Source organism: Thermoanaerobacter sp. X514 (assembly GCF_000019065.1).
Taxonomy (GTDB): domain Bacteria; phylum Bacillota; class Thermoanaerobacteria; order Thermoanaerobacterales; family Thermoanaerobacteraceae; genus Thermoanaerobacter; species Thermoanaerobacter pseudethanolicus.
The window spans coordinates 765455-779073 of the sequence record NC_010320.1; the positions used below are offsets into that span (position 1 = coordinate 765455).

The 13619-nt window shown below is 34.6% G+C and carries 15 protein-coding genes and 2 pseudogenes; 9 read left to right on the top strand and 8 right to left on the bottom strand.

Features of this window, described 5'->3' with window-relative positions; all coding sequences use genetic code 11:
* The first annotated feature begins 17 nt into the window (after positions 1-17).
* Positions 18-188 carry a hypothetical protein gene (locus tag TETH514_RS12525; RefSeq protein WP_009052222.1) on the top strand — a complete coding sequence of 57 codons (171 nt, stop codon included), beginning with the start codon at positions 18-20 and terminating at the stop codon, positions 186-188.
* An 87-nt stretch (positions 189-275) separates the two neighbouring features.
* Here TETH514_RS12525 and TETH514_RS03770 read toward each other — a convergent pair whose 3' ends face one another.
* Positions 276-1709 carry an ATP-binding protein gene (locus tag TETH514_RS03770; RefSeq protein ID WP_009052223.1) on the bottom strand — a complete coding sequence of 478 codons (1434 nt, stop codon included), beginning with the start codon at positions 1707-1709 and terminating at the stop codon, positions 276-278.
* A gap of 422 nt (positions 1710-2131) precedes the next feature.
* Here TETH514_RS03770 and TETH514_RS03775 point away from each other — a divergent pair, with 422 nt between their 5' ends.
* From TETH514_RS03775 to TETH514_RS13030, 3 genes are all read left to right on the top strand, one after another.
* Positions 2132-2683 (top strand): hypothetical protein, encoded by a 552-nt coding sequence (locus tag TETH514_RS03775; RefSeq protein WP_009052224.1) that lies wholly within the window; start codon positions 2132-2134, stop codon positions 2681-2683.
* Positions 2684-3018: 335 nt separating this feature from the next.
* Positions 3019-3159, top strand: coding sequence for a hypothetical protein (locus tag TETH514_RS12700; protein ID WP_009052225.1), 141 nt, complete (start codon positions 3019-3021; stop codon positions 3157-3159).
* A gap of 111 nt (positions 3160-3270) precedes the next feature.
* The gene (locus tag TETH514_RS13030; protein ID WP_019908050.1) at positions 3271-3399 is read left to right on the top strand and encodes a hypothetical protein; all 129 of its coding nucleotides are present in this window, start codon (positions 3271-3273) and stop codon (positions 3397-3399) included.
* A 25-nt stretch (positions 3400-3424) separates the two neighbouring features.
* On the opposite strand, the gene TETH514_RS03780 is transcribed toward TETH514_RS13030, so the two are convergent.
* Together TETH514_RS03780 and TETH514_RS12210 are read right to left on the bottom strand one after the other, a co-directional pair.
* Complete coding sequence (locus TETH514_RS03780) at positions 3425-3997, bottom strand: hypothetical protein (protein WP_012268625.1); 573 nt, start codon at positions 3995-3997, stop codon at positions 3425-3427.
* A pseudogene (locus TETH514_RS12210) lies at positions 3967-4254 on the bottom strand (transposase); the annotation flags it as partial. The pseudogene TETH514_RS12210 and the gene TETH514_RS03780, both read right to left, overlap by 31 nt.
* A gap of 175 nt (positions 4255-4429) precedes the next feature.
* Here TETH514_RS12210 and TETH514_RS03785 point away from each other — a divergent pair.
* The 4 genes and pseudogenes from TETH514_RS03785 to TETH514_RS03800 form a co-directional block, all read left to right on the top strand.
* Positions 4430-4986: pseudogene (locus tag TETH514_RS03785) on the top strand (Rpn family recombination-promoting nuclease/putative transposase); the annotation flags it as partial.
* A gap of 156 nt (positions 4987-5142) precedes the next feature.
* Complete coding sequence (locus TETH514_RS03790; protein ID WP_013337648.1) at positions 5143-5367, top strand: DUF3006 domain-containing protein; 225 nt, start codon at positions 5143-5145, stop codon at positions 5365-5367.
* 85 nt (positions 5368-5452) lie between these two features.
* Positions 5453-6115, top strand: a complete 663-nt coding sequence (locus TETH514_RS03795) for an SdpI family protein (protein WP_009052227.1) — start codon at positions 5453-5455, stop codon at positions 6113-6115.
* Between the two features lie 13 nt (positions 6116-6128).
* A complete protein-coding gene (locus TETH514_RS03800; RefSeq protein ID WP_004398746.1) occupies positions 6129-6320 on the top strand; it encodes a hypothetical protein in 192 nt (63 codons plus the stop codon).
* Here the strand turns inward: TETH514_RS03800 and TETH514_RS03805 are convergent.
* From TETH514_RS03805 to TETH514_RS03820, 4 genes are all read right to left on the bottom strand, one after another.
* Positions 6306-6542: a methyl-accepting chemotaxis protein gene (locus TETH514_RS03805; protein ID WP_009052228.1), complete on the bottom strand. Its 237-nt coding sequence runs from the start codon at positions 6540-6542 to the stop codon at positions 6306-6308. The two genes, TETH514_RS03800 and TETH514_RS03805, sit on opposite strands and share 15 nt — an antisense overlap.
* 263 nt (positions 6543-6805) lie before the next feature.
* A complete protein-coding gene (locus tag TETH514_RS12855) occupies positions 6806-7636 on the bottom strand; it encodes an EAL domain-containing protein (RefSeq protein ID WP_009052229.1) in 831 nt (276 codons plus the stop codon).
* A gap of 17 nt (positions 7637-7653) precedes the next feature.
* Positions 7654-8088, bottom strand: coding sequence for a GGDEF domain-containing protein (locus TETH514_RS12860; protein WP_232195898.1), 435 nt, complete (start codon positions 8086-8088; stop codon positions 7654-7656).
* A 140-nt stretch (positions 8089-8228) separates the two neighbouring features.
* A complete protein-coding gene (locus tag TETH514_RS03820) occupies positions 8229-9017 on the bottom strand; it encodes a thiamine pyrophosphate-dependent enzyme (RefSeq protein ID WP_009052231.1) in 789 nt (262 codons plus the stop codon).
* Between the two features lie 601 nt (positions 9018-9618).
* Between TETH514_RS03820 and ltrA the strand changes: the two genes are divergently transcribed.
* Positions 9619-11031, top strand: coding sequence for a group II intron reverse transcriptase/maturase (gene ltrA / locus TETH514_RS03825; protein WP_009052232.1), 1413 nt, complete (start codon positions 9619-9621; stop codon positions 11029-11031).
* A gap of 170 nt (positions 11032-11201) precedes the next feature.
* On the opposite strand, the gene TETH514_RS03830 is transcribed toward ltrA, so the two are convergent.
* A complete protein-coding gene (locus TETH514_RS03830; RefSeq protein ID WP_012268627.1) occupies positions 11202-12932 on the bottom strand; it encodes a sigma-54-dependent Fis family transcriptional regulator in 1731 nt (576 codons plus the stop codon).
* Between the last annotated feature and the right edge of the window lie 687 nt (positions 12933-13619).

The window sequence follows — 13619 nt, forward strand, 5'->3', positions numbered from 1 at the left end:
CAGAAGGAAGAGATGTTGTGGTAATCATTCCTAGAAATATGCCTGATGGTACTTACAAGATAGTGTTTACGGCTTATAAGCAGCTGGCAGGCGGAGGAGTAAAAACAGCTACAGATACTATTACCGTCAGAGTGAAAGGTTCAATATACGACAACTCAAAATCACAAATTATTGGTCCTAAATTTTGATATGAAGGCCCTGTATAAAGTAGTTACTCTATACAGGGCATATTTTTTTATTTCATTCATACTCCAATTTTCAATTAAATGAATAAGTTATCGTCTCCCAAATAAATACATAAATGCATAAGCAGGAATTTTTGTTATTGGTACCTTTGTAGAAATCTTAACTTTTCCATAATCTTCTGGTCTTTTTGTTACTAATACTGCTGAAGCAATATTTTTTTCCTTTTGACTCATCTCAACGATAGCTTCATTTTCAGAAAGTGTTGTATCTTCTCTGAATTTCACTTCAATTAAGGATTTACTATGTGGGAATTCAACAACTACATCAATTTCTTTTTGATTATCAGAAGATTTTCTAAAATAACCTATTCTAGCATTTGTTTGCAAGTAAAAATTATAGATATGTTTAAAAATTGCTGTCTCAACCGTTATTCCAAGTTCCTTACTGTCTAAGAGTATATTGTCTATCATCAAAACTGCATTTCTCAAAGCAGGATCAGAGACGTAAATTTTTGGTTTTGCTTTTAAAACTTTTTTCCCGCCTAATTCTATGGGTAAACTTTTGTAAATTAAATTCGCATTTTCTAGAAGATGAATATAGTTTTCTACCGTTACCGTTGAAACATCTCCAATTTCTTTACTTATCGTTGAAATATTTATAACACTTGCAGAATTGAAGCATAAGTATAAAAATACCTTTTCTAATACCGCTAAGTTTCTTACATTAAATAAAGAAGGTATATCTCTTTTAATAACTTTGTCAACCACGTCTTCTCTTAATATTCTTTGCACTAAAAACTGATCTTCTGAGAATACAAATTCGGGGAATCCCCCTATTGTTAAATACTTATTAAAATACTTTTGCAAGGGCATAAGTAAAAACATAAGCTCACTTAATTGAGACTCATTTAAATTTGAAATTTCGTTTAAATCTAAATCGGGTAAGTTATTTGGTCTTTCTGGGACTCCAAGTATTTCACAAAATTCATAAAAAGAAAGAGTAGGTACAGAAATAACAGTCCACCGACCAACACCACTTTCTTTTGTACCTTCAATAAGTGCAGGAGAAGCTGAACCTGTGGCAATAATTCTCCAGTTTGGTTTGGTGTCATAATAGACTTTTAACCATCTGTCCCAATCACTTGCATATTGAATTTCATCTAGAAATATATAAGCTTCCTTTTCTTGATTTATGGCTGTTTCATAAAGGTTAATAATTTGGTCGAAGGAACTTAATTTAAATAAAGGATGATCAAAAGATACATATAATATTTTTTTTGGGTGCACTTGATTTTTTAAAAGGGTTTCTATCATTTGATATAAAATTGTGGTTTTACCAACACGGCGTGCGCCTGAAAGTATAACATATCTTCTAATGGCTGGATGCATTAGTAATTCGAATGCTTGATGATAGACTACTCTCTTTACGGGTTTAGACAGATCTTGAGGGAAATATCCTTCCCTCCACCATGGGTTATAAGAGTATAAAATCCTTAATATATTTTCTGAGCTTGTAATAGACATTTTTTCACCTCCCACTTATAATATTATAACACATACTTTATGTTTTTATACAAAAAATATAAAGTATACTTTATATTTTATAGACAATTTTTTAAACCGCATTTTAAATTTAATGATATTAGTTGAAAAGACGTGCTTTTTTTGTTTGCCCCCGCACAAAAGATTATACGCCTGCTCGCCTAACGGTCAAGGGGCAAGCCCTAACGGGTCGGTGAGCATATCCTCCCTCGCTGGCGCTCGGTCCGGTATCCCTCCCCGACCCCTTGACCTTCGGCTCGCAGGCCGTTTTGTTTTAACTGCCGGGGGCAAACAAGAAACAAACAAAAAATGAGGAGGTGTAAGCACATGGCGTAAGAGAGTAAGTTCTAGCGGTAGACTATCAAATCCGAGCAAGTAAGAAATTTTAGGGGAGGGAATGTAAAATGACTGCTAGAGAAATTGCTGAAGAAATAAGAAAAAGTTTAAAAAAGCATGGGATAACATCAAGGCAGGTAAGTGTCAGAGCAAAAACATATACATTTGATGAAGCAATTGAAGTTAGAATTAAGGATTTAACAGTATCTAAAAAGCTTGTTGAAGCAATTGCTAAGGAATATGAATATGTAAGATGGGATGACTACACTAATGAAATACTTGCCGGAGGCAATACCTACGTAAGTGTTGACTATGATTACAAAGCATTAAGAGAAAAAGCTAAAGAATTTATAGGTATAGCTGAAGAGATATTAAAAGAAAAAGAGAAATATAAAGACAATTTAATGAGATTAGCTGAAAAAGATGATTTAGTGGTATTATATCAGCCTTATCATAATGGGACTTATCCTCACGTTAAATTATGTAAAAGAAATAAATACAGCTGTATTCTAGATAATGTTGAGAGTTACTATGCAGTTGATGAGTATACCTTAAGTGAGGCCTTAGTAATTTTAGCGTATCAGTATGGCTTCGATTTTAATAAAGTAATGACAAAGTAACTAATGCGGTGGCAAAACTGCCACCGCCTAAAAAATAAAGGTGGTGAAAAAAGTGCTTAAAATAGTAATCCCAGAAACGAAGGAAAAATTGAACAGTACATTGAGGCATTAGAATATCTTTTAAACAATGTTGATAAAGCCGAAAAAGATAGACAGATACATCAGCAAGCCCTTAAAGATTTAAAAGAAGCTTTAAGAAACTTTGTATAGAAATGTCATAATATACTGTGTTATAATTAATGTGAAAGAAAAATTTTCGAGATATGTGGGAAAAGGCATTCCCCTTACATGGGACACTTCGGGAAATCTCACATAAGAAAAGGGGGAATGCCAATGTGGAGAAAAGTATAATCAATCTACTAACTGTGGTAGCAGCAATTGTAGGACTGTACATTGTAGTTAATGCCCCCAAATCCATAACAATTAAAATAGAAATTGCGAACTTTAAAATAGAAATAAATACAAAAAAAGAATAGGTAGCTAATATCTACCTATTCCCACATCCCACATATCTATGACACCCGAAGTGTCCCTTCATTTATTATTATACCACATCATTTAGAAATTAAAAGGGGGAAACAAAAATATTGACTGTTTTTTTAAGTATTATAACTGCATTGATAGTATTTATTGCTTCTTGTGTGCTCTTCAATATTAACTTTGATTACAAAAGTAAGTTTTTAAAGATTTCTATAAAAACAGAAAAGGATTCTTGATGATAATGATAGAATAAAAGTACGTTCAAAGTTGAGAGCGATTCGCCGCTACCATCCATGCGCAAACTGTCTCGTCTACCGAAAGCCTGAAATGGGCTTCAATTCTATCAGGGTAGACGATTATTTTATTGATATATGTTGGTAAAATTTGTTTAATTTTCTGAGGGTCACCCGCTTCCAACACTTCTTTGTCTTTTAGAAGGTATTCTTTTATCTTTTCTTCTGTTACAAAAGAAGTATCAGGTAAGTTATCCATCTCTTTTAACCTTGTTTCTATTTCGATTTTTTGCTGCTCAAGTTCGGTTAATTTATCATCAAGACTGGGATGAAAATATCCTCGTGCTATTACGTCTACAATCATATTTATGCCTTTTACAACATCTTCATATCTTTTTGCGAGTATCTTTCTTTCTTCGTTTCTTTCTAGAATTATTTTTTTATTTTCTTCATTTAGTTTTTCGACAAGCTTTGGTAGTGCAGCTTCAAAAAATACTTTTTTAGATAATTCAGACAAAAGAGACTTATCAAAAATCTTCTGTCTGATAATAGTAGTGTAACTGGAAAAGCTGTATAATAATCTTCGAAGACTTTGTTCCAATCAGCTTTGTTTTCTTTGCCGTCAAGATCAATACCAAGAACAATATAGCAGGTAGCTTTTTTAACTTTGGAAGAATCTTTAATTTCACAATGATAAGCATCAATAATTATAGCAAATGCTTCTTGTGGTAGTTCCCTTTACTTGAAAAAATCTAGCTCTTTTTTAAGGTTGTTTTTGATTTTAGTAATTTTTTCTTCAGAATAAGGTAAATTCAAACTTTTAAGATCGTTTAAAAGTGAACTTTCCGAATAACTATTGACGAATTTCAATAGATATATTTTTTACTGTTTCAACGAATACAACAGGAAAACCCTGATCTTACATATTCCATGGGTTGTCACTAAAAATTATCCTACAGTATCTTGACACTATCTAGAGAGTGTAATGGATTTATTATCCCTGTGAAGTGTGTTATAATTACAATAGAAGGTAATTAAGGAGAAACGGGAGGAAGAAGATGAACTCAACATTGAATTTACGAAAGTTGAAAACAGAGAAAGTGACATGGTCTTTAAAAGCAGTACCGAGAAAGGAGATATTGCTGTACATATATAATTTCAATCCAGCAATGATGATAAGATGCCTTACAGGATGCTAAGATATTCCCTTGAAATAATGGAAAAACACAATCTAATACCTTATCAAATAGTAATTTACATGGGAAAAAATGAGTTAAAAATGGAAGACAAATTAAATTACAACTTAGGAGAACAAAATATTTTAGACTACAGGTATAGAATAATTGATGTAGAGGAAATAAAATTTACAGACATTACAAAAACAGATTATTATGACTTATATGCACTTTTGCCTTTAATGGAAAAAAGAAAGAGAGAAGGAGAAAATTATCTTAAAGAGTGTGTGGAAGCAATTCAATAAAGAATATGCCTGTAGATACGGCCAAGAAAAAAGACATAGCTTTTAAGGCAGAAATATTATCGGGTATAGTTTACAGCAGGGAAGTCATAGAGAGAATTTTTTCGGATATGCACGCTCTTCAAACTAAAAAGCGGGATATATTAATGTGATAGATATATGAATATAGATATTATAAAATTCATGGGAAAAATATGAAGATGCAGGAATGTTACTTAAATAAAGCATTAAAATCAAATATAACAGAATTTAATGGAGAGGTGCAAATAATGTCTAAAAAAACATCCAGACTCTGCATTATAGACAGATTTGAAGGTGATTGGGCAGTAATAGAATATGGAAATAAAACATTCAATTTTCCGAAAGAACTTCTTCCTCAAAACGCAAAAGAAGGAGATGTGCTTATATTTAACGTCCTAATAGACGAAAAAGAAACAGAAAACCGCAAAAAGATAATGGAAGACCTTGCAAAAGAATTGTTTAAAGAGGCATAATGTATGTTAAATATGTTTGCCAAAATTATTAAACAAGTATATGTACAACGAGTTTATCATAAACATGGAAAGGAGTATGAATATTATGTATGAGAACTACGATGTGAAATACGAAATCAAAAAAGATTGGTGGTTAATTGCGATCATCATATTGATATGGATTTTTACGTTTACTGTTTTTGGACGTTTGCCGGATAAAATTCCAATGCACTGGAATATTTCGGGTCAAGTGGATAGTTTTGGTCCAAAACATGATATATTTATTTTGCCGTCAATTATTACTGGAATATATTTCGCAATGTTGTATATACCCCTTATTGACCCTAAAAGAGCCAATTATGGTAAATTTGCTGGAGCTTATAGAGTGATAAGGGCAGTTTTAGTAATTATTTTATCAGAAGTATATTTTGTTTCTACATATTCTGCATTAGGGTATAAGATTGATATAAATAGAATGGGCAATCTTATTATTCCTTTTATGCTGATTGGATTTGGAAGTGCTATGGGTAAACTTCGCCATAATTATTTTGTAGGGATAAGAACTCCATGGACGTTGGCGGATGAAGAGGTATGGAATAAGACACACCAGCTAGGCGGAAAACTATGGCTTATTGCAGGTATTATCGGTTTATTTGCTTCCTTTTTCACCGGTACATGGGTGGCTATTTTGATGTTTGTGCTGTTAATTACTGCTGTTATAGTACCGATTGTATATTCTTATATAGTTTTCAAAAACAAAGAAAAGTAGAGGAGACAATACTATGGGAAATAATAAATTAGGCTTATTTGTAGTTTTATTAGGAATATTTGTAATATCTACTACAACATATCTAAGCAGACATATTTATATTACTGATTTTTTGCGAGGGATATTTAACGGGGTAGGCATTGGATTAGAAATTATAGGGATTATTATCATGCAGCAAAAGAAGCTACATTTAAAATTTATGTAAAATTTCCCAAAGTGCCCTGTGACAGGGGAATGCTCTTCTTTCGCATATCGATATTTTAAATGAACTATTCATTTCAGCAAATTCGTTCTTACCTTCATTATCAATTTCCACTGTAAAGTCATAATTTGATAGTTTTTCAACAAGAACATTAATCTGCTTCATTGAGATTCCTAATAATTTTGTTATAGCAAATCCTACAATTATTGATATTACCGTCAACAAGATAAATACTCCTATAAAGATACCTCTTGATTTTGAAAAGCTAAATTTGCTTTATTTACAACTTCCATTAAATTTTTAGCATTTAATTCAACTGATTATGCCATTTTAGAATTATACAAATTATTCATAGCTTCTTAAAATCTTCATGTTATTTATAACAAAAAATGAAATTATTCCAAAAGAAATGGCAACTATTCCTATTAGAATAAAAAGTAAAGTTGTTATTTTTACATTTTTCAGTATGTTTTTACTTCCTTTTACGTTCACGTTCTGAACATCAGTTCTATCTCCTCTGAAGTTTTAGGTCTCGATATATAATAACCTTGTATTTTGTCACAACCCCATTCCTTTAGCATACTAAGCTGTTCCCCTGTTTCTACCCCTTCCGCTACGACTTCATAGTTCATTTCCTTTGAGATATACAAAATTCCCTTAATTAATGTTTTTACTTTGTTTTCGTCAATCCTGTCAATAAGGCTTTTGTCCATCTTAATAGTGCTTATAGGAAACTCTATCATGTTTATTAAGGAAGAATATCCAACTCCAAAATCATCTAGCGAAATCTTTATTCCCCTTCTTAAAAATTCGTCTATTTTATTTACCTTTTGCTCTTTAATGTCTAATATTTGAGTTTCAGTAAATTCTATGCCGATGAGATTTGATGGTATATTGTATTTACTAATAAGCTCATCAAATTTAAAGAAAAACTCATCGTCCCTAAGCTGAAGGGGAGAAACATTGATGTTAACCTTAAGCTCGATACCCTTATTCCGCCAATCTTTTATTTGTTTAAAAACATCTTCAATAATAAAAATACCAAATTCTTTGATAAGACCAGTCTCTTCAAGCACTGGGACGAATCGAGAAGGAGAGATGTCGCCATATTTGTTGTTCCTCCACCTTGCAAGTGCTTCAACTTCCTTTATCCTATTCTCTCTCAAATCATAAATAGGCTGAAATAAAAGGTAAAACTCGTTGTTTAACATCGCTTTCTTGATATTTACCATCATTTCAGTTTTTTCGATTATCTTGTCCTCTATAGTTTTGTCAAAAATGACATATTTTGATTTGCCCAACTTTTTAGCTTCAAACATTGCAGCATCTGCTTTCCTTATAATATCATCATAATATCATCCATATGTTCGCCTATTTTTGATACATAAATGCCTGCGCTTATTGTTGTTAAAATATCTCTTTCCTCAACTTTGAAAACATAATTAAACTTTTCTATAACATCTTCTATAACGCTTATTGCTTCATCCAAATTACAGTGAAAAAGAATAATGAACTCATCACCCCCAAATCTAAAAATCTTTCCCTTTTCTTTTACTATTTCGATCAGCATTTTGCTTATTTCAATTAACACTTTATCCCCAAAATGATGTCCATAGGAATCGTTAATGTATGTGAAATTATCAAAATCAAGGAGAGCAACAACAAATTGGCAATTGCTAGAGCTATAATACTCATATAAAAAATATCTGTTTGGAAGGTGGGTCAAATAATCATAATAATACTTCTTATCTCTAAGTTCCTTTTTCTTCAACACATAAATCATCCTTTCATATTCGGTCGGCGGTATCGAAGATATGCCGGACAGAAATGATATATTCTTCAAAATCAAACAGATTCATGGGAAAGGCTCCCATTCCCACGGTGAATTTTTCAAAAGCCAACTGAAACAAATTAAATAATGTCTTCAACGACTTTTTCATCTTTGTCTAAATATAATTTTATTTTTTCACCATTTTTTAATTTGTAGCCTATTTTATCAAAGTATAATTCGACTCCTTCATAGCCGTAAAGGATTTTTACTATTGAATTTTTACTTCCCTTTAATAATACGTGACTGCCGACGCCGTGCGATCCGGCTTCTTTTACAAAGATATTTTTGTCAAATTCGATCGTGCTCATTTTAACCTTACCATTAATGGAAACTGAACCATTTGTAGAAATTTTTGTGTTATAACAGCCTGCTTCTGAGGTTATAATTACGTCCTTCATAGCATAAATTTCACCAAAAAAGGCCACAGCTACACGTTTTTCCTTGCGCATTTTGAAAGTTAGGGCTGCTCCTACTGCTTGGGGAATGCTAGCACCGACGATGCCGCTACAGCTGAAGTGTACATCAGGGTCAAAGAGGTGCATGTGACCACCTTTGCCGCGTCCTAAACCGGTAACTTTACCAAATATTTCTGCTGTCATACGTTTGAGATCTACTCCTTTTGCAATAGCAAAGTGGTGAGGCCGGTGAGTACCGACTACAGCATCCTCCTTTTTAAGGTGCATGCATACTCCTACAGCTACCGGCTCCTGTCCCGCAGCTAAATGCATCTCACCAGGGACTGGGCCTGATGCAATGTTGAATACTGGGTATTTCCCCTCCTGATAGGCTTCAGCCATAGTTTCCTCATATAATCGAATTGTAACCATCTCAAGATACATACGTATAAGAGTTTCTTTAGGAATGTTCATACCTTTTCACTCCTATCCATTTACAATTTTTCAATTTTTCACAATATACTACTCTGCTTTATAATGTCAAAGAAGGTGAATATGTTTTAATTTTTTTTGTTACATCCCCCCTTTTAGAATTTTGCATTAAATATATTCTTGCAAAAAATATGCCAGCACCCATTATTGAGTGCTGGTTTACGTGCGCCCGGCATGGGCGATAGCTAGGCGGTGAAAGTCCGCTGTGGGCTTGGTAGTGGGAACCACTAGCCAAGAGCAAGGGTGTCCATCGTGAGGTGGAATCTGAAGGAAGCTTAAGGCAAAATCTCGGTCTGATGAACAAGAACCAGATAAGAGGCTGAATTGGGATGGATGAGTTTGCGTAACAAAACGAAGTCCAACACTACCCGAATCCCATACAGTAAATCTGGCAGATATATGAGATGAAAGTTATCGTTCTTACCCGGGGAGGTCTCAAGGATAAGTCACTAAAGTGAACTCTGAAGTGACAACCCATACAGTGATGTATGGTTGAACCTTGAGAAGTCAGCAGAGGTCATAGTACTTATCTAGTCATGAATAGATAAGGAAGGGCCGAACGTTAGGAGGTTTTGGAAATCTTATGGACTCGAAAGATATGCAGAGACTGCAGACAACTCAACAAAGAGGCTATCCGTTGAATAGAGAAATGGAATTTCAAAAGACAACGGAAGTGCATAGTATATCATCGGCGTCAAAAGATAGAAGAAACGATGTACAAAGATATACCAGCAAGATGCTTGAAATGATAGTAGAACGAGGAAACATGAGAGCAGCATACAAGCGCGTTGTTGCAAATAAAGGAAGCCATGGAGTCGATGGGATGGAAATAGATGAACTTCTACCGTATCTCAAAGAAAACTGGGCAACCATAAAACAACAACTGCTGGAGGGAAAATACAAACCACAACCAGTGCGAAGAGTAGAAATTCCCAAACCAGATGGAGGAGTAAGACTACTAGGAATACCTACAGCACTAGATAGGCTAATACAACAAGCAATAGCCCAAATACTAAATAGAGTCTACAACCATACATTTTCTGATAGCAGTTATGGATTTAGACCAGGACGCAGTGCAAAAGACGCAATAAAAGCCGCAGAAGCATATATAAATGAAGGATATACATGGGTTGTAGATATGGACTTAGAAAAGTTCTTTGACAGAGTAAACCACGACATAATAATGTCCAAACTAGAAAAGCGGATAGGAGATAAAAGGGTACTAAAGTTAATACGAAGATACCTAGAATCAGGAGTAATGATAAACGGAATCAAAGTATCAACAGAAGAAGGGACACCCCAAGGAGGGCCATTAAGTCCCCTATTAGCAAACATAATGTTGGACGAACTAGACAAAGAACTTGAGAAACGAGGGCATAAATTCTGCCGATATGCAGATGACTGCAACATATATGTAAGAAGCAGGTCTGCAGGAAACAGAGTAATGAAGAGCATAAAGAAATTCATAGAAAGCAAATTAAAACTAAAAGTCAACGAAGCAAAAAGTGCTGTAGATAGACCATGGAGAAGAAAATTTCTTGGATTTTCATTCTACACAAAAGAAAACGAAGTAAGAATAAGAATCCATGAAAAATCCATCAAAAGGTTTAAGGAAAAAGTAAGAGAAATAACCAATCGGAACAAGGGAATAAGCATGGAAAACAGAATAAAAAGACTAAATCAAATAACGACAGGATGGGTCAACTATTTTGGATTAGCAGACGCGAAAAGCATAATGAAAACCCTTGACGAATGGATAAGGCGAAGACTAAGGGCATGTATATGGAAACAATGGAAGAAGATAAAAACGAAGCATGATAACTTAGTAAAACTAGGAGTAGAAGAACAAAAAGCCTGGGAATACGCCAATACAAGGAAAGGCTACTGGAGAATATCCAATAGCCCAATCCTAAATAAGACTCTTACAAATAATTACTTTGAAAGCATAGGTTATAAGAGTTTATCCCAAAGATATCTAATTGTACACAATTCCTAATGAACCGCCGTATACCGAACGGTACGTACGGTGGTGTGAGAGGACGCTGAATAAAATAATTATTCAGCTCCTACTCGATTCATCTCTTGATTTTTACAAGAAATTATGAAATTTTAATCTGCTTCTTTGTAACTTATGTCTCCTCTTGTAACGTTAGATTTTGGAACACCCTAACGAGTCTTTAGTCCATATTTATAAAGCTTCCTATACAAGGTGTTCCGTGCTATGCCTAAGGCTTTAGCAACTTTAGTTATATTACCTCCATAATGTTCGAGAAGTTGACTAATCTCCTGCTTTTCCAGTTCAATAAGAGAGGTAGAAGAAAAGCTATTACTGTTCTCGCGGATAGTTTGAGAACCAGATAAGTAAGACGGCAAATGACTAACAGAAATTGTATTAACCTCTGCTATATTCACTGCCCATTCTGCCACATTTCGTAATTCCCTAATATTCCCTGGCCAGTCATAATTCCCTAATAAAGGCCAAATTGATGGATCAATATTGGTAATATTTTTACCTAATTTTTGTGAAAATTTATGAATAAAATGTTGAAAAAGAAGAGGTATATCACTTTTGCGTTCTCGTAACGGGCATAAATGAATAGTGAGAACTCTCAGGCGAAAATACAAATCCTCTCGGAATTTTTTCTCTCTTACTAACTTCGTTAAATCCGAATTGGTCGCAGCAATAATTCGAACATCTAACGGTATCTCCTTATGCCCGCCTATTCGAACTACCTTTTTTTCTTCTAACACTCGTAAAAGGTAAACCTGTATATCCATAGGCATATCGCCTATTTCGTCTAAAAATAAAGTACCTCCTTGTGCTTGTTCAAATTTACCTGGCTTGCCCTCTGGTCGTGCACCGGTAAAAGCTCCGCCTACATAGCCGAAAAGCTCACTTCCAATTAATTCTCGCGGCAAAGCACCACCATTTATCGCCACAAAAGGTCCTTTCCTACCGCTAGCCTCATGAATGGCTCTTGCAAAAAGGTCTTTCCCTGTCCCTGTCTCTCCTAAAATAAGGACTGGTGCATCGCTATTTGCTGCAATTTGGGCTAATCGTATACTTTCACGCAAACAGGGATGATTTCCTAATATTACTTCGAATCCTTTTAAAGCTGGAGGAGAGCTTATATAAAATTGACTACCTTCATGCATTTTTAGAGCTATTAGAGCCGCTACATTTTCATTGTAATAACCACTTATAGGTGAAACATCTGCGCTACACCGCAAGATACCTTTTTTACTTTGCACTAATATTTCCTTGCCTTTTATACTCTGCCGCGCTTTTATGAGGAATAGGATTTCCTGCGAATTGTCAAATATTTCATCAGCTCTTCGTCCTATTAAATCTTCTTTTTTCCATCCCAAAACTTTCTCAGATGCATAATTAACCTTGATTAATCTTCCTGTATTATCCATCACTAATAAGGGATCACTGTTGTTTTCTAAGAAGTATTCTGAGAGTTGTCTGTAAGTTAAAGTTTCTTTAAAGGCTTTACTCTGCTTCAAATTGTTTTCAATCGCAATTGCAGAAGATACTATAGTAGCTAATGCCAGTTTGTTTTCTCGGTACCAAGGTCCCGAAAGATCAATAACTCCAATAGGTTTTCCTTCCGGACTAAAAATTGGAGAACCAGTACATGTCCAAGAGTGAAGTCCGCGAGAGAAGTGTTCAGCCCCAGTTACATCAAGGGCTTGCCCTATAACCATTGCAGTTCCTATACCATTAGTGCCAACTTTATCTTCTCGCCAGCATGCGCCAGGAATGAAATTGGTTCTTCGAGCTAGGTCTATAGTTTCTTGGTGGTTCCCTAATGTCTCTAATATATAACCGTCCTCTCCTACTAAAACTGCGAGGAAACCATAGTCACCAGACAGCGATAAAAGCTTTTCCATAATCGGCCTAGCAGCTTGAATTAGTTCTTCTTGTTTTTCTCTGACTTCTTTTAAAGCGGCACCCTCGATAATTTCTTGTCCTTGTTCCTGGTACGGATCGACGCCTGCAATTTTGCACCTTTCCCAAGATTTAAGTATATCAGACCTTATATTTTTTTCGATATAGTCATCGTGTTAAGATAGTCGTTCCATTGATGCCACACTTCTTCATAAACTCCATAAAAATTTTCTTTCATTCACCTCTCCCCCCGTACCAAGTTATATCAGATAAACCCCTAATTTATGGGGTTTTCAAACCTTATAATACTTGATACAAAAAGATTTGAGAAAAAGAAGGCTTCCCTCCCTTTAGTGTCGAAGGTAGGAATTACCGAAACCCAAAACCCACAAAGGAAGAAACTCTATGTTATATTTCGACAACCACTACGCAATCTCCTTCTTCGTTCTTTATTAAATTTTTACTTGAAAATTTTTCTTATAGCTGCAAAGCACTTTAAAGTAGATGTCAAACCTTATATTGACAAGCCTTCATGTTACAAAACCTTGTCTACCCATAATACGTTGCTCTTCCAGCTATTCTACAACCATTTGAAACCTTATGCTGCCTTTGGTAACAGGCGACCTTTGCCCCTCAAAGATCGTTACGGTAACCCTGTTGATGATTGGGCTAAGCTTATTCAATGGCTT